Here is a 16122-nt window from a genome sequence, read left to right as displayed (position 1 = left end):
TCCAGTTCCACGGCAAACACGCGCGTGTCCACCGTCACGATCGACATCTCGTCGGAATCTCCTGGCAGGCCGATGTCCGTCCCTTCATACCTCCAAAGTATGAAACTAGTCGGAAGCGGTGTTGGACTTACCGGTTCGTTTCTTTCTACCATGTGTGCACTTGGAGGAAATGCACGATGGCGACAGCGGTAGAAACAAAGGTAAAAGCGACGGTAAAAGCAGCGATACGAATAGAAAGCGTGGAAACGCTGCTGATAGATGTTCCAACGATCCGGCCGCACCGCCTCTCGGTCGCGACCATGAACTGCCAGACCCTCGTGCTGGTCCGGATCCGCTGCTCTGACGGTGTGAGCGGCGTGGGCGAAGGCACGACCATCGGCGGTCTCGCGTATGGCGAGGAGAGTCCCGAGAGCATCAAGGTCAATATCGACACCTACTTCGCACCCTTGCTCAAAGGCATGGACGCAACCCGGCCCGGTGCGGCCATGGCGAAGCTGCGCAAGCTGTTCCAGGGCAACCGTTTTGCGAAATGCGCGGTGGAAACGGCGCTCTTCGACGCCCAGGCTCAACGAATCGGCGTGCCGCTTTCAGAGTTGTTTGGCGGCCGCATAACAGACTCGGTTGAAGTGGCATGGACGCTTGCGAGCGGCGATACACGGCGCGACATCGATGAAGCCGAACAGATGCTCGACCTGCGGCGGCATCGCGTATTCAAGCTGAAGATCGGTTCGAATGCTGTGGCCGACGATGTGGCGCATGTCGTGGCGATCAAGAAAGCACTCGGTGAGCGTGGCGATGTTCGTGTGGATGTGAACCAGGCATGGAGCGAGCCGGACGCCATCTGGGCGTTGCCGCGATTCGCCGACGCCGGCGTCAGTCTTGTCGAGCAACCCATAGCCGCCACGAACCACGCCGGCCTCAAGCGTCTCACCGACCTGGCCCGCGTGCCGATCATGGCCGACGAAGCGCTGCATGGCCCCGCCGATGCATTCGCTTTGGCGAGCAGCCATGGCGCCGATGTCTTCGCCGTCAAGATTGCCCAGTCCGGCGGACTGCTGGGCGCTGCAAGCGTTGCGTCGATCGGGCTTGCGGCTCACATCGATTTATATGGCGGCACGATGCTGGAGGGGGCGATCGGCACGATTGCATCGGCGCAACTTTTCAGCACGTTCAGCGCGTTGAAGTGGGGAACGGAGTTGTTCGGTCCGCTCTTGCTGACCGAGGAAATTCTCACTGAACCCCTGCGTTATGAAGACTTTTCGCTGCATCTGCCGCAAGGCCCGGGCCTGGGCATCACGCTCGACTGGGAACGTATCGAACGGCTGCGGCGCTGACCTCACGATCCCGCATTGACAACCACCGACCCCCACAACACACGGAGACAAACATGAACCACCAAGCTATCGATGCACTGCTCAAGACGTTCAACGACAGCGCCACCAACGAAGGCAATCCACGCACGAAGGCGATCGTCAACCGCGTTATCCGAGACCTGTTTTATACGATCGAAGACCTTGATGTGCAGCCCGATGAGTTTTGGACCGCGCTCAATTATCTTGGCGAAGCAGGCAAGAGCGGTGAACTCGGACTGCTTGCTGCCGGCCTGGGCTTCGAGCATTTCCTCGACTTGCGGATGGACGAGGCGGAAGCCAAGGCAGGCATTGAAGGCGGCACGCCGCGCACGATCGAGGGACCGTTGTATGTGGCCGGCGCGCCGGAGTCGGTCGGGCATGCACGCCTGGATGACGGCACCGATCCGGGCGAAACGCTCGTGATGCGCGGTCGCGTGATTGGCGAAGATGGCGCGCCCCTGAAGGATGCGCTGGTTGAGGTATGGCACGCCAATCATCTGGGCAACTACTCATACTTCGACGCGTCGCAACCGGCGTTCAATCTGCGTCGGAGCATTCGTACCGATAGCGCGGGCAACTACAGCTTTACGAGCGTCGTACCGGTGGGCTACAGCGTGCCGCCCGCAGGTAAGACCCAGCAACTACTCGATCAATTGGGCCGTCATGGGCATCGTCCGGCGCATATTCACTTCTTTGTGTCGGCGTCGGGTCATCGCAAGCTGACGACTCAGATCAACATCGATGGTGATCCGTACCTGTGGGATGACTTCGCGTTCGCCACGCGTGATGGTCTCGTACCCGCGCTGAAAAAGGCTGAAGGGGCAGAAGGCAAACCGTACGGAGTCGAGGGCCAGTTCGCGCTGATCGATTTCGACTTCACGCTCTTCAAGGAACGCGACGATGTGAAGAGCACGGAGGTTGAACGCGTGCGCGTGGGAGCCTGATATTCGCAGAAGCCTTGGATTCGCTGCCTATCGTTATCTACTGATGGCGCAGCGAGACTTGTTTGCTCAGATGACTCCACGCATACCGCTAAAAGACTGCCCCAATCAACAGAACAGCCAGGCCAAGCGGTTTATTCCACGCCAGCCTCATTAATTGGCGTGGAGCGAAGAACCTCGCCTGGCGCCACGTTTAGCGACGCCAAGGCGGCAACCGCCGGTAATGAAATTTCACGGCTGAACAACTGAGCGGTTCCGCCTGCCGCTATCTGCTTGCCAAGCGCAGCAAGGTCGACACCCTCAGGCTGACCGATCAGCGCATAGCCCAACTCCGCCTGCCGCCATGTGACAACGGTCATGGAGGCGACACGCTGGTCTTCTACCGCAGCATCGGGCTTGACCTCCTTCATCACGCACAACGCAACGGGGGCGCCTTTCTCCGGCAGGTAGACAATTTGCACGAGCGGTTTGTTATTGAACCGCAGCCGCTGCACGCGCTTGAACGTGAGTCCGGCCGCGCTCAGGTCGGGAATGCGCAGCGCGAGGCCATCGTCCTCGCGAATTTCCTTGACCGTCTTGATCGACAGGTTGGCGTCGGGGTCCACGTACGCGAGCGTCTCGCGGGAATAGAGTTGCTGATAGCTGGCCGCTGCCGTCACCCAAGGCGATACGCCCGTGCCGACCGACGCGAGCGAAGCACCGGTATTCGATGCCGGACCCATGCCGGGGCCTAGCCGAAGCACCAGTCCACAGGCAAATGCGCCTGCCAGGAATGCGACGCCCAGCCATGCCGGCGCAACACGCAGCCGCGAGCGGATGGGCGAAGAAGACGCACTACCCGGAGCACGGGGAACGACGGGATCGTTGACACTGATGTCGGGACTCACAGCGGGTTGGGCGGTTTTTGCTTTAGCCGCACGCGCCATTTCTTCGATCTTCGCGCTAAGGCTAGGCGGCACAGGCGGCAGCTTTTGCGCGGCGAACGCATCGCGATACGGCAGCCGCGATGCCTGCAACAGCGCGACGCGCTCCGCCGCATCGGGAGACGTGCGCAGTTCGCGCTCGACTTCCTCGCGTTGGTGCGGCGGCAGTTCGCCGTCCACGTAGGCCATTAGCAGGATATCGTCCGATTTCATAAGACTGGGCGGTTACTTTCGCTGATGATTAAATTCTCGCTTTTTCTCGTACGCCGATTCGCTAACCGGTGACTTGCCGCTAAACGACTGTCGAAATTCGGAGTGCCGGAACGGGTGAAAAATCGATAAATCAGCCCTGTTCCAAGTGTATCCGCGTTTCGCCGGCGAGCGGCGGAGCTGTGCGTTTCCCACAACCTGACGTGATTCGACGGACTAAGCAGTCTGAGCCTTAGCGCTTAGGGCCGTCCTTGCTTACCCGGCTAGCGCGAACAAGGCCGAAGTCGTGTTGCTAAATAACTGATCCACCTCGCGGTTCGAAATACGCTTGCCGAGTGCATCCAGATCGACGCTTTCAGTCTTGCCGATCAACGCATAACTAAGTTCCGCTTGCCGCCATGTGACCACATGCATTGTGTCGACCACCTGCGCCGCAACCGCTTGATCCGACTTCGTGCCCTTCATCACGCATAGCGCGATGGGCGGTCCTGTCTCAGGCAGGTAAACAATCTGCACGAGCGGCTTGTTGTTGAAGTGCAAGCGGCGCACGGACTTGAAAGTCAGGCCGGCGCTGCTGAGATCGGGAATACGCAGCGCGAGTTTGTCTTCCCGGCGAATGTCATCGACTATCTTTGAAGTCGCTGCCGGATTGTCGTCGGCGTAGGCGAGCGTGTCGCGCGTGTAGAGCTGCTGATAGCCAACAGCTGCGGTTATCCACGGCGAGAGGCCGGAGCTTGCCATCGCGGCGCCGCTGGAACTCGGCATGCCCGGGCTGAGAAAAGCGAACGTCCCAGGCCGTAAAAAGAGCCCGCCACAAAATGCGCCCGCGACGCACGCCGCCGCGAGCCACGTGGGAACTGTGCGTAGACGTGATCGAACTGGCGCAATGGTGGGCGCAGGAACCGAAGGGTCATTTGCACCTGGAGCCGCACTTTTAGCGCTATGTGCACGGGATATTGCTTCGATCTTCTGTGTCAGCGAGTCCGGTACCGGCGGCAAGTTTTGCGTAGAGAACGCCTGCTTGTAGTCAACACGCGATGCTCGCAGCAACGCCACCAACTCCGCGGCTTCAGAGGAAGCGCGGATATGCTCCTCGACTTCCCGGCTCTCGTCGGCGGCAAGTTCGCCATCTACATACGCCATCAGCATGAGGTCATCGGTTTTCATGCGATGGAGTCCTTGCGCGTGACCGAAGCCCTGGCTGTCGAAGCAGACGTGCCTAACAACGCACCAATGGCCTGACGCGCGCGCGAGAGCCGGCTCATGACGGTGCCGATGGGCACTTCCAGAACATCAGCCGCTTCCTGATAGCTCAAGCCTTCGACCGCGACCAGCAGCATGACGACCCGCTGGGCTTCGGGCAGCCGCCCAACGGCGCTGATGACCTGACCGTGCATGAGTTGGGCTTCCGGGCCTGTGTCGACAGGATCTGCAACGTTTTCCAGGAAGTCGTCGTCCCATTCCAGGCTGGAGCGCTTGCGTACGCTGCGCGCTCGCAACTCGTTGATCCAGGTGGAATGGACGATTGAAAACATCCAGCTTAGCGGGGACGTGTCGGGCTGCAATTGATGCGCCCGTTCGAGCGCCCGCACGCAGGCTCGCTGGACGAGATCTTCGGCGTCATGCTTATCACCGGAAATACGAAGCGCGAACGCCCATAGTCGCGGCAGCATCCCGGGAAGCATGCCTGGTAAGTCTGCGCCGTTCATTGAACGAATGTCTCCCGTGATCCCACTGTCGACTCAAGTGCCGTTGAGCGCCCGCATGTGCGGGCTGCATCGCGCTAGCTCGCTATTTTAGCCTGACGCAGCGCACGTCGCTGGACGGCATGTCGGGGCGCAAGTGTTGCCGCATGGAGGGCGTGTGTTGAGCAAGGCAGGATGGGGAAGCAATCGCCAATAGATCGGCGCTCGCTGTAAGGCTGGAGTAATCAGGTGCTTGCCATCCAGCGAATGTGGCGGTCGCAGCCTGGGTATCCAAAAGATCCGGCAACCGCGGTTGGTCACCGGATCATGCGTGGGGCGTTACGCAGCGCATCAGATGCCGTGCGCTTCCAGCCGCGCCGCGTACCAGCGTGAAAACCGTTCCAGGTACGACTCGGTGAAAGGTGAGAAGGGTCCGGGCCGGTAGCCAGGATCCTGTGTGCCCTGGTGATTGATCGCAACAAGACGGGCATCCTGGGCATTGGTCGCCTGCCATACCTCGATCAGATCGGACAGCTCGTAGTCAACACCTTCTATCGCATCCTCGTGAACGAGCCACTTGGTTCGAACGAGCGTTCGATCCGGTGCAAGCGGGATCAGGTACGAAACGACCGCGTGGTCGCTCATGAAGTGCGACCACGAGTTGTGGGTCCACAAATGCGTATCGCCAAGATCGCGTCGCGTGTTGTCGCCAAGCAGCCTGGTGCTGGCGACCTTTGTGTTCATCGTTTGCGACTCGCCGTTGCCGGCAATGACCAGGCGCTGTGTCCGGAACAGCGTGGCTACGTCATCCAGTCGTTCGACGGCTTCGCTGAGCAATCCCTCCTTGTGCCAGCTCGCAAGCGAAGCCGCGTTACGCGCCCGATATTCAGCGAGCGCGCGTTCCGATTCCTCACTCAAGCCATCGGGGCAGAAGCCGAAATCCTCGGCCAGGAACGATACGGTGAGCTCCGGATGCGTTGCACCGCAGTGGTAGCACTCGCGGTTGTTTTCGATTGCCAGCTTCCAGTTGCCGTTTTCAATGATGTCCGTCTCGTACGCGATCTTCGTGCGCGCCAGGTCGAACGGCGCAAGGCGTGGCGTCATGATCTCGTCGAGCGCCGCGATATCCGCGGGCGCTTCGTCGTTCAGGCACACAAAGATCAACCCGCCTGCCACGCGTAGAGGGACAGGCATCAGGCTGCGGCAGGTCCGATCGAAATCCTGTCCCATGTGCGCGGCGTGTTTGAGACCGCCATCGAGTCCGTACGTCCACTGGTGGTAGGGGCAGACAAGCATGCCGACGGACCCCTTGCCTTGCTCGCGAAGGCGCGCGCCGCGATGACGGCACACGTTGCGATACGCTCGAATAATGTTGTCATCGTCGCGAACGATGATGATCGAGGCACGGCCGATATCGACTGCCGAGACATCGCCGGGCTCGCGTACGTCGGCGATCACACCCGCCATGATCCAGTGCTTGTGGAAGAAGACATCGACGTCGTTCTCAAAGACGTCCTGCCGGCCGAACAAGGCGCCGGGCATGCCGTGACCTGAAGCCCGACTGCGAAACAAAGCGCCGTGCGTAGTGCCATTAATGCTCGACATCCGCTGGTCCTTATCTGATTCCCTACGTTGCCAGGCGCGACCTGAGTCACGGAATGAACGGAGTATCAGTAGGCCAATTCGAAGCGTCAACGCGCTTTATTTTCTCGCTCGCATAACAATAAGTAATGGCAACGGCGGGTCGCCGAAGCGCTTTCGCTTCATGCCACTGTTTCCTCGCGAAGCCATTCGATGACGGCATCCACCGCGGGCGTAACCGCGTGTCCGTGCGGCACGACGGCGTAATACGCGTCGGTCATCTTCACGCAGGCGTCGCCAAGCGGCACCAGTTGTCCCGAACGAAGCAGGTCGCCCAGCATCCGCCGCCAGCCGAGCACGACACCCTGGCCCTGCAACGCGGCGTGAATGGCATCGGTGTACAGGCTGCAACGCAGGACATAGTTCAGCCGGCTGCGTTTGATACCCACTGTATCGAACCAGTCTTCCCAGCCCATCCAGCCCTCCGACGTGGAGTCGTAGGCAATGAGCGGGGCATCGCTCAGGTCCTGGGGCGACTGAGGTTCGCCATGCGACTCGAGCCACGATGGCGAACAGACGGGCACGACCTCCTCGTTGAAGAGAAGCGTCGAGTGACCGTCGCGCCAGTTGCCGGAGCCGTAGCGGATAGCGATATCCACCTCGTTATGACGCAGGTCCGCCGTGAACATCTGCGTGCTCAGGCGCAGCTTGAGTTGCGGCTGCGAGCGCTTGAGCAGCGACAGCCTTGGCAAGATGCGGAATTGCGAAAATGCGGCGGTCGCCAGGATCGCGAACTCCTGTTCCCGAGTGTTGCTGCTGAGACTGTCGAAGGTGCCCGCGATCTTCTGGAGCGATTCCGACGTGACAAAAAAGAGGTCTTCGCCTTCTTTCGTGAGCGCGATCGAGCGATGCAGCCGATGAAACAACTGCAGCTTCATGGCGTCTTCAAGAAAGCGGATCTGACGGCTGACGGCGGCCTGCGTGACACCGAGTTCATCGGCTGCGAGCGTGAAGCTCTTGAGCCGCGCAACGGCTTCAAAGTCGACCAATGCGTTTAGCGAAGGAATCAGGCGTCGGTATCCTTTCATATCTCGCGCTTCCAGTGTTCTTCAGGGACTCGCGTGAGTTGCTCGCATGGCAACTTGCGTCCGGATGGCTGGCGTTCATATTACCTGTTGTTATGCGAGAGTGAAAATAAAGTGCGTTGACCGCATAGTTTTGCCTACCGATACTCGCCGCGAGGTCGCCGCTCTGACCCCGTTGTCCGATAAGGGAACGCCTGGAAAGACCAAGCCGGTGCGCATCCCCAATCCCGCGCGTTGACACCATGAGGAGAAGCTCAAGCATGAAGCCGTTCGACGATCAAGGGGACTCGTTTCACCTGCCGCTGCATAAGAATCCGGATCGCCAGTTAAGTCAGCCAAGCCAGTTAGGCCAGGTAAGCCGCCGTCAGTTTTTGCAAGGTGCTGCGGCGCTGGGCGCAAGCGCGGGTCTTGGCCTGATCGTCCCGGCCAGCGCGCTTGCCGCGCCGCAGCCTAAGCGCGGTGGCCTGCTAAAGCTCGGCATGGGCGGCGGTAACACGACAGACTCGATCGATCCAACGCTGCTGCCGGATTGGGTCCCGCTCAACCAGGCTTACATGCTCATGAACGGCCTGGTCGAGATCGATGCAAAGATGCATGCGCAGCCGGAATTGCTTGAAAGCTGGGAGGCGAAACCCGGTGCTGCAGAATGGATTCTCAAGGTCCGCAAGGGCGTGGTGTTCCATAACGGCAAGACGCTCGATGCAGACGACGTGATCTATTCGATCAACCTGCATCGCGGCGATGCGTCGAAGTCGGCGATCAAGTCGAGTCTCGCGGACGTGACCGAGATCACGAAGATCGATCCGCTGCAAATTTCGATGAAGCTGAAAAGCGGCAATGCGGACCTGCCTTACCTGCTGTCCGACTATCACCTGCTGGTGGTGCCGAACGGCTTCAAGGACTGGAGTCATCCGATCGGTACTGGTCCCTTTGTATTCGGCGAGTTCATGCCGGGAGTACGGTCGCTCTTCAAGCGCAATCCGCACTACTGGAAGAGCGACGGCCCTTATGTGGATGCAGTCGAACTGATCGTGATCAACGACGCCACGGCGCGCACCAACGCGTTGATCTCGGGTCAGGTCCACGCCATCAACCGGGTCGACTTCAAGACCGTCGACCTGCTCAAGCGCAGCCCGACGGTCAACATCGTGCGTTCAGCAGGTGGCCAGCACTTTACGTTCTTGATGGACTGCGCCGCGTCGCCGTTCGCGGACAACAACGTACGGCTCGCGGTCAAATACGGCATTGATCGCCAGAAGCAATTGACGACCATCCTGCGCGGTTACGGGTCCATCGGCAACGATCATCCGATTCCGAAGACCGACCGCTTTTACGCCGCGGATGTGCCTCAGCATGCGTACGACCCCGACAAGTCGAAGTTTTATCTGAAGAAGGCTGGCTTGTCCGAGCTGAAGCTCGAATTGTCGACGTCCGACGCAGCGTTTGCAGGCGCAGTGGATTCGGCTGCGCTGTTCCAGGGCGAGTGCGCGCCCGCGGGTATTCAGCTTTCCATCCGCCGCCAGCCCGCCGACAGCTACTGGGACAAGGTGTGGATGCAGGCGCCTTTTTGCATGGGTTATTGGGGCGGCCGGCCGACGGCGGACCAGATGCTCTCGACCGCGTACAAGTCCGACGCGAAATGGAACGACACGCACTGGCGCGATCCAAAGTTCGACGCTTTGCTGCTGCAAGCCCGTGCGATGCTCGACGATACCAAACGCCGCGAGATGTACCGTGAGATGCAACTCATGGTGAGCGACAGCGGCGGCGCGATGATCCCGCTCTTCGCCGACTATATCGATGCAACCAGCAGCAAGCTGCAGGGCGCCACGCCGCATCCGCTGTTTAACTTCATGGGCGGCAGGCTCGCGGAACACGTCTGGCTGGAGTCCTAATGAAGCGGCTTGTCTTGCAGCGGGTGCTGGCGGGTGTGTTGACGTTGTGGCTTGTCTCGGTGCTGATCTTCGTGGGCACCGAACTGCTTCCCGGCGACGTGGCTTCTGCCATCCTCGGTCAGTCGGCGACCCCGGAAACGGTTGCGGCGCTGCGGGCGTCGCTCGGTCTCGACCACCCGGCGCTGCAACGCTACGGGCTATGGTTGCTGCATTTCCTGCATGGAGACCTTGGGACGTCGCTGACGAACGGACGTCCGGTCAGCGAGGACTTGCTGCCGAGGCTGTACAACACGCTGTTTCTCGCGGGCTATGCGGCGCTTGTCGCGGTGCCGCTGTCGGTACTCGTCGGTATAGCGTCCGCAATATGGCAAGACAGTCTCTTCGATCGCGCCGCCAGCGTGCTGTCGCTTGCGAGCGTATCGATGCCGGAGTTCTTCGTCGGTTATGTGCTGCTGCTCTTGCTCGCGGTCAAGTTTCCCGTGCTGCCGAGCCTGGCCGCCGTGTCGCCCGACATGGCGTTTTCCGAGCGCATCTACGCGACCACGTTGCCAACGCTCACGCTGCTGTTCGTCGTAGCCGCCCACATGCTGCGCACCACGCGAGCGTCCGTGCTTGCGGTGATGGGCAGCGCCTATACCGAAACAGCGATCCTCAAGGGTTTGCCCAAGTCATGGATTGTGGTGCGCCACGCGCTGCCCAATGCGCTCGCGCCGATCATCAACGCGGTGTCGTTCAACCTGGCTTACCTGATCGTCGGCGTCATCATGGTCGAGGTCGTGTTCGTCTATCCGGGCGTCGGGCAGTTGATGGTGGACGCGGTATCCAAGCGTGACCTGCCGGTGGTGCAGGCTTGCGGAATGCTGTTCGCCACGGCTTATGTCGGGCTGAACACCGTGTCCGACGTGCTAGCGGTCTGGGCCAATCCGCGCTTGCGGCATGCGAGGTAAGAGGTAATGAAAGTGTTCGGTAAAGAAGCGCCCATGAGCGCGGTGATCGGAATGGTGCTGGTCGCGGTCATCGCGATGGCGTCGCTGTTTGCGCCGCTCATTGCGCCGCACGGAGAGACCGAAACGATCGGTGACGTATGGATGATGCCCGGCGCCGGTCATTGGCTCGGCACCGACAGCATCGGGCGCGATATGTTTTCGCGTCTGTTGTACGGCGGGCGTACAACGCTCGGCCTGGCGCTCGCGATCACGCTCCTGTCCTTTTCGCTCGGCATTGTCACGGGGTTTGCGGCCGTGGTGCTGGGACGCAAGGTCGATCAGGTGCTGTCGAGAATCGTCGATACCCTCATGGCGATGCCGGTCCTGATCTTCGCGCTGATGATCCTGTCGGTGCTGGGCACGTCGATGCCGGTGCTGATCGGCACGATCGCGATTCTCGATTCAACGCGTGTGTTCCGGCTCGCGCGACTCGTCGCGCAGGGCATCGCCGTACAAGAGTATGTGGAAGCGGCGCGACTGCGAGGAGAAGGGCTCTCGTGGATCATCCGCCGTGAAATCCTGCCGAATGCAGTGCCACCGCTGCTGGCCGAATTCGGCATGCGCTTCGGCTTCACGATCCTGTTCGTGGCCGGCCTGAGCTTCCTCGGGCTAGGTATCCAGCCGCCCTATGCCGACTGGGGCGGCATGGTCCGCGACAACGCGCAGGTGATCAACTTCGGCGGCATTGCGCCGTTGGTGCCGGCTGCGGCGATCGCGCTGCTGACGATCGGTATCAACCTGATCGTCGACTGGCTGTTGTCAGTCCGGGCAGTGGGGCAGGCGGGAGTGATCGCATGAACCCGGTCTTGAGAATGCGCGGGTTGCGGGTAGAGGCGCCCAACGGCCAGGTACTGGTCGACAACGTCGATGTCACGCTCGCTCAAGGCGAAGTGCTCGGGTTGATCGGCGAATCCGGCGCGGGTAAATCGACGATCGGCCTCGCCGCGCTCGGTTATGCGCGCGGCCGTTGCCGGATCACAGGTGGCGAAGTGTGGCTCGCCGGCGAGAACATCCTGGGCGCAACGCCGCAACGGCAACGTGCGCTGCGCGCGACGAAGGTGGCGTATGTGGCCCAGAGCGCAGCCGCTGCGTTCAACCCGGCGTTGACCATTGGCGAGCAGGTCTGCGAAGGGCCGTTGCGGCATGGATTGATGGGCCGCGACGAAGCGCGGGCCTGGGCGCGAGAGTTGTTCGCGTCACTCGACCTTCCCGACCCGGATACGTTTGGGCGGCGTTATCCGCATCAGGTCTCGGGCGGTCAGCTGCAACGTGCGATGGTGGCTATGGCGATGTCGTGCAAGCCATCAATCCTTGTGCTCGACGAGCCGACCACGGCGCTCGATGTGACCACGCAGATCGAAGTGCTGGTCGTGCTGCGCAGGATCGTGCGTGAGTTCGGCGCTGCCGCGCTCTACATCACGCACGATCTGGCGGTGGTCGCGCAGGTCGCCGACCGGATCATGGTGTTGCGCGGCGGCCGGATGGTGGAAGAAGGCACGACGGACGCGGTGCTGAACGCGCCGCGCGATGAATACACACGGCGTCTGGTTGCTGAACGAAGTGCGGCTGACACCTTGCGCGCCAGTCCTGCGCATGTGGCGGAGCCTCTGCTTGATATCGAAGGACTGAACGCGGGTTATCACGGCAAGGCGATCGTTCGGGATGTTGGTTTGCAGCTCGCACGCGGTGAGACGTTGGCGCTCGTTGGCGAGTCCGGCAGCGGCAAGAGCACGGTTGCACGAGCGATCGTCGGATTGATCGAACAGCAGAGCGGCGTGTTGCGGTTCGGCGGTGAGCCCTTGCCCCATCGGCTGGCCGAGCGTTCGCGTGAGCTCAAGCGGCGTATCCAACTCGTCTACCAGTCGCCTGACGTCGCCCTCAACCCCATGCATACCGTTGGCGAGATCATCGGGCGGCCGGTGGAATTTTACTTCGGTATCCATAAAGATAAAGTACGTGAGCGCGTACTGGAGTTGTTACGGCTGACGGAGTTGCCTGAAGCGTTCATCGACCGGAAACCGGCGGAGCTGTCCGGTGGGCAGAAGCAGCGCATTTGCATTGCGCGGGCGCTGGCGGCGCAACCTGACCTGGTGATTTGCGATGAGGTCACGTCCGCCCTCGATCCCCTCGTCGCCGACGGCATTCTTTCGTTGCTGGAGTCGCTGCAAAAACGCATCGGGCTGTCATACCTGTTCATTACCCACGATCTGGGCACGGTAAGGCGCATTGCGCAGCGCGTGGCGGTGATGCTCCAGGGCGAGATCATTGCGCAGGGCGCTACGGCTGACGTATTTAATGCGCCGAGTCATGCCTATACGAAGCGGCTGTTGGCCTCGGTGCCCGAGTTGCGGATTGGATGGCTCGACGAAAACCTCTTGCAGAGCGCGCGGCCGGCTGAATCGAACACGTTCACGGGAGACTTGAAGTATGCAGCGCAACAATGAGCCGGCGGTGCGAGTGATCGAGCACGTCTGGATTCCGCTTGCAGACGGTACGCGGCTCGCGGCCCGTATCTGGTTGCCGGACGGCGCCGGGACTGGCGCTTCCCCCGTGCCTGCGATTCTCGAATACATTCCGTATCGCAAGCGCGACGGCACCCGGTCACGCGACGAACCGATGCATCACTACTTCGCGTCGAACGGATTCGCGGCGGTGCGCGTCGATATGCGCGGCAGCGGCGAGTCCGACGGTCTCATGGCCGATGAATACCTACTGCAGGAGCAGGACGACGGGTTGGAGGTGATCGAGTGGATTGCCGGCCAACCGTGGTGCAGCGGCGCGGTCGGTTTGATGGGGAAATCGTGGGGAGGCTTCAATGCGCTGCAGATCGCAGCACGCAGGCCACCTGCGCTCAAAGCAATCATCACGGTCTATTCAACCGACGACCGTTACGCAGACGACATTCATTACAAAGGCGGCTGCCTGCTCAACGACAACCTGTGGTGGGGCAGCATCATGCTCGCCTATCAGGGACGTCCGCCTGACCCGTTGCTGTACGGAGACGAATGGCGGTCCGCCTGGATCGAACGGCTCGACAAACTGCCGTTCTTTCCCGCGTTATGGATGGAGCATCAACACCGCGACGACTACTGGCGCCATGGTTCAGTATGCGAGGATTGGTCCGCGATACAGTGCCCGGTGTTCGCAGTCGGCGGCTGGGCCGACAGTTATACGAATGCCGTGTTCCGCCTGATGGGGGGCTTGCAGGTGCCACGGCAAGGCTTGATTGGACCGTGGGCGCATATCTATCCGCACGACGGCGTACCCGGGCCTGCGGTGGGTTTCTTGCAGGAAGCCGTGGAGTGGTGGAACCGCTGGTTGCGTCCTGACTATGACGATGGTCCACGCTCGACGCCTGAGCGTCCGGCGTTGCGAGTGTGGATGGAGAGCGCGCGTGCTCCGCAGACCACCTACGCCACGACGCCGGGCAAATGGATTTCGGAGGCGGCATGGCCGAGCCCCTCTGTCGCCATGCAGCGCCTGTACCTTGGCGATGGAACATTGACACGAACCGCGCCTGACACGGCCGCTCGAGTGCTGGTTCACACGCTTCAGGGCCACGGCGTGGCGGCCGGCGAATGGATGGGTACAGGCGTTGCAGGCGAGTCACCCGCCGACCAGCGTATCGACGATGGTCTTGCGAAGGTGTTCGACAGCGCGCCGCTGACCGAGCCGTTGGCGCTGCTGGGCATGCCGGAACTCGAGATCGATGTGTCGAGTGACCGGCCGGTCGCCTACTTGTGCGCGCGGCTCTCCGAGGTGATGCCGGACGGCGCGGCAACGCGTGTTTCTTATGGCGTATTCAACCTGACGCATCGTGATGGTTCCGCTGAACCTGCCGCCTTGACGCCTGGCGAAAGAGTTCGCGTACGGCTGACGCTCGATGCGTGCGCGCATGAATTTGGTGTCGGCAACCGGATCAGGTTGTCGTTGTCGACGACCTATTGGCCGCTGATCTGGCCCGCGCCGGAAGACGCGACCATTGAGGTGGCGCTCGGCAATACGGCGCTTCATCTGCCGGTGCGCGAGACTAAAGGCTTTGAGCTGCCAGTCGAATTTCACTCACCGGAGCGAGGTCCCGCGACGCCTGCAGAGCAAGTGCGTAGCGGCAGTATGACGCGCACCTCGTCCTATGACGTGACCACGGGCGAGTGGACGTACGTTACGGAGGGTATCGGTGGCCTCTTTGGGGAGGGCGTGCAGCGGTTCACAGAAATCGATACAACCGTTGAGCACAACCTGAAGCGCTCTCTGAAAATCCGTGGCAACGATCCGCTTAGCGCCCGCTATACGCTCACGCAATCATTGCGCATGGGACGAGAAGGCTGGGACATCCACGTGCGCAGCGAAGTACATATGTCTTCGGATAAGGAGCACTTCTATCTGACGGGTTCGCTGCAGGCCGAGGAGAACGGCCGGGTGGTGCGCGAGCGTAGCTGGGATGAAACTATTCCACGCCTGTTGCTTTAGTCGCGGCGACAGAGCGGGGAACGCTCATGATGAGAACCCGTTAAAGATGTCGAACGGAACGCGTGGGCGGATCTCGCCGTACGCTCAATTCCCAAGCGCCGGCTTCGCTCGCCGTTTCTGAGGCCGTGCCTTGGGTGGCACGCGGGCCGGAAGTTCGGACAGACGCAACAGATTGCGCAAGGCCATCATGGCGCCGATTGCCTCGAGCACGCCGGCCGGCACCCACATGATCAGGCCGCCGAGGCTTTGATCGAGCGTCGCCGGCACCGATGTGAACGCACGCCCGCAAAGCGTAAAGATCGGATAGAGGTCATGCGCCGAGAAGGTGATGATCGCGCCGACCAGGATCTGGGGCGTCATGGTGATAACCGGCGACAACACGCGCAAGCCTGGCCGCGTGCGGCTCGGCGGATGCGGCCGATGATCGAGCAGCATCCACCAGTACAGCAGCCCGCTCACCGCGACCGACCAGTTCATGAACGTGTAGATGCGCCAGTCCAGCATGGCGACGAACTGCACGGATGGAATCAGCCAGAAGACCACCGAGATGACAAACGCGGCCGAAATGAAGGTCGGATTCAGCACCACGGCAGCAAGTACACGCGCCGGCCTGCGGTATTGCCAACGTCGCAGCGCGCTGCGCCAGCGCAACGGCAGGCCGGCCCGGAGTGCACTGCCTGGATAGGACGACATCAGGATCAGCGGGGCAAGATGATGCAGCACCAGATGCTGAAGCCGATGCACGAAGAACTCATGCTCGGCGTAGTAGTCGAGCCGTGTGTGAAGCGCTATGTAGAAGAGTGCGAGACCAACCCAAAACGCTATCCGCCGGGTAATGCTGATACGAACGTGACGCGACCCTCGCGCATACAGTAAGGCTGTAATCACGAAAACCGCCACGAGCCCGAAAGAAGGTTCCCATGGGGCGAGCAGGCTGAGCAGAGACATGGCAGGTCGGAATGGGTAAGAGAGGCTTGACGCGCTTGCGTCTGCG

At 61.2% G+C, this 16122-nt stretch carries 13 protein-coding genes; 7 read left to right on the top strand and 6 right to left on the bottom strand.

The annotated features are described in order from the left end of the window. The first annotated feature begins 176 nt into the window (after positions 1 to 176). Both ACSOSP_RS20065 and catA read left to right on the top strand, forming a co-directional pair. On the top strand, positions 177 to 1334 hold the full coding sequence (locus tag ACSOSP_RS20065) for a muconate/chloromuconate family cycloisomerase (RefSeq protein WP_455312637.1): 1158 nt from the start codon (positions 177 to 179) through the stop codon (positions 1332 to 1334). Between the two features lie 53 nt (positions 1335 to 1387). Further along, positions 1388 to 2296, top strand: a complete 909-nt coding sequence (catA, locus tag ACSOSP_RS20060; protein WP_455312636.1) for a catechol 1,2-dioxygenase — start codon at positions 1388 to 1390, stop codon at positions 2294 to 2296. 131 nt (positions 2297 to 2427) lie between these two features. Here catA and ACSOSP_RS20055 read toward each other — a convergent pair whose 3' ends face one another. From ACSOSP_RS20055 to ACSOSP_RS20035, 5 genes are all read right to left on the bottom strand, one after another. Continuing rightward, entirely contained in the window at positions 2428 to 3429 is a 1002-nt protein-coding gene (locus tag ACSOSP_RS20055) for an anti-sigma factor family protein (protein WP_455312634.1), read from the bottom strand. A 252-nt stretch (positions 3430 to 3681) separates the two neighbouring features. Next, complete coding sequence (locus ACSOSP_RS20050) at positions 3682 to 4593, bottom strand: anti-sigma factor family protein (RefSeq protein ID WP_455312632.1); 912 nt, start codon at positions 4591 to 4593, stop codon at positions 3682 to 3684. Then, entirely contained in the window at positions 4590 to 5135 is a 546-nt protein-coding gene (locus ACSOSP_RS20045) for an RNA polymerase sigma factor (protein ID WP_455312631.1), read from the bottom strand. The genes ACSOSP_RS20050 and ACSOSP_RS20045 overlap by 4 nt, the downstream gene beginning before the upstream one ends. Positions 5136 to 5462: 327 nt before the next feature. Continuing rightward, a complete protein-coding gene (locus ACSOSP_RS20040) occupies positions 5463 to 6716 on the bottom strand; it encodes an aromatic ring-hydroxylating oxygenase subunit alpha (protein ID WP_455312630.1) in 1254 nt (417 codons plus the stop codon). Positions 6717 to 6874: 158 nt separating this feature from the next. Continuing rightward, a complete protein-coding gene (locus ACSOSP_RS20035) occupies positions 6875 to 7780 on the bottom strand; it encodes a LysR substrate-binding domain-containing protein (RefSeq protein WP_455312629.1) in 906 nt (301 codons plus the stop codon). 257 nt (positions 7781 to 8037) lie between these two features. On the opposite strand from ACSOSP_RS20035, the gene ACSOSP_RS20030 reads away from it, so the two are divergent. From ACSOSP_RS20030 to ACSOSP_RS20010, 5 genes are read left to right on the top strand one after another with little or no spacing between them, the layout of a single operon-like run. After that, entirely contained in the window at positions 8038 to 9672 is a 1635-nt protein-coding gene (locus ACSOSP_RS20030; protein WP_455312627.1) for an ABC transporter substrate-binding protein, read from the top strand. Continuing rightward, positions 9672 to 10619, top strand: coding sequence for an ABC transporter permease (locus ACSOSP_RS20025; protein ID WP_455312626.1), 948 nt, complete (start codon positions 9672 to 9674; stop codon positions 10617 to 10619). Before ACSOSP_RS20030 ends, ACSOSP_RS20025 begins: the two co-directional genes overlap by 1 nt. 6 nt (positions 10620 to 10625) lie before the next feature. After that, entirely contained in the window at positions 10626 to 11456 is an 831-nt protein-coding gene (locus tag ACSOSP_RS20020) for an ABC transporter permease (RefSeq protein ID WP_455312625.1), read from the top strand. Continuing rightward, entirely contained in the window at positions 11453 to 13102 is a 1650-nt protein-coding gene (locus tag ACSOSP_RS20015; protein WP_455312623.1) for an ABC transporter ATP-binding protein, read from the top strand. Before ACSOSP_RS20020 ends, ACSOSP_RS20015 begins: the two co-directional genes overlap by 4 nt. Continuing rightward, positions 13086 to 15128 carry a CocE/NonD family hydrolase gene (locus ACSOSP_RS20010; RefSeq protein ID WP_455312621.1) on the top strand — a complete coding sequence of 681 codons (2043 nt, stop codon included), beginning with the start codon at positions 13086 to 13088 and terminating at the stop codon, positions 15126 to 15128. The genes ACSOSP_RS20015 and ACSOSP_RS20010 overlap by 17 nt, the downstream gene beginning before the upstream one ends. Positions 15129 to 15212: 84 nt before the next feature. Here the strand turns inward: ACSOSP_RS20010 and ACSOSP_RS20005 are convergent, their stop codons facing one another. Beyond that, positions 15213 to 16076, bottom strand: a complete 864-nt coding sequence (locus ACSOSP_RS20005) for a cytochrome c oxidase assembly protein (protein ID WP_455312620.1) — start codon at positions 16074 to 16076, stop codon at positions 15213 to 15215. Positions 16077 to 16122: the final 46 nt, after the last annotated feature.

Source organism: Caballeronia sp. KNU42, from assembly GCF_053760385.1.
Note: the sequence above shows the minus strand (reverse complement) of the source record. Positions and strands in the feature narration are given on the sequence as shown.

Coding starts and splice junctions, on each gene's coding strand:
- ACSOSP_RS20065 (WP_455312637.1), top strand. CDS start 177: ATGGCGACAGCGGTAGAAACAAAGGTAAAAGCGACGGTAAAAGCAGCG.
- catA (WP_455312636.1), top strand. CDS start 1,388: ATGAACCACCAAGCTATCGATGCACTGCTCAAGACGTTCAACGACAGC.
- ACSOSP_RS20055 (WP_455312634.1), bottom strand. CDS start 3,429: ATGAAATCGGACGATATCCTGCTAATGGCCTACGTGGACGGCGAACTG.
- ACSOSP_RS20050 (WP_455312632.1), bottom strand. CDS start 4,593: ATGAAAACCGATGACCTCATGCTGATGGCGTATGTAGATGGCGAACTT.
- ACSOSP_RS20045 (WP_455312631.1), bottom strand. CDS start 5,135: ATGAACGGCGCAGACTTACCAGGCATGCTTCCCGGGATGCTGCCGCGA.
- ACSOSP_RS20040 (WP_455312630.1), bottom strand. CDS start 6,716: ATGTCGAGCATTAATGGCACTACGCACGGCGCTTTGTTTCGCAGTCGG.
- ACSOSP_RS20035 (WP_455312629.1), bottom strand. CDS start 7,780: ATGAAAGGATACCGACGCCTGATTCCTTCGCTAAACGCATTGGTCGAC.
- ACSOSP_RS20030 (WP_455312627.1), top strand. CDS start 8,038: ATGAAGCCGTTCGACGATCAAGGGGACTCGTTTCACCTGCCGCTGCAT.
- ACSOSP_RS20025 (WP_455312626.1), top strand. CDS start 9,672: ATGAAGCGGCTTGTCTTGCAGCGGGTGCTGGCGGGTGTGTTGACGTTG.
- ACSOSP_RS20020 (WP_455312625.1), top strand. CDS start 10,626: ATGAAAGTGTTCGGTAAAGAAGCGCCCATGAGCGCGGTGATCGGAATG.
- ACSOSP_RS20015 (WP_455312623.1), top strand. CDS start 11,453: ATGAACCCGGTCTTGAGAATGCGCGGGTTGCGGGTAGAGGCGCCCAAC.
- ACSOSP_RS20010 (WP_455312621.1), top strand. CDS start 13,086: ATGCAGCGCAACAATGAGCCGGCGGTGCGAGTGATCGAGCACGTCTGG.
- ACSOSP_RS20005 (WP_455312620.1), bottom strand. CDS start 16,076: ATGTCTCTGCTCAGCCTGCTCGCCCCATGGGAACCTTCTTTCGGGCTC.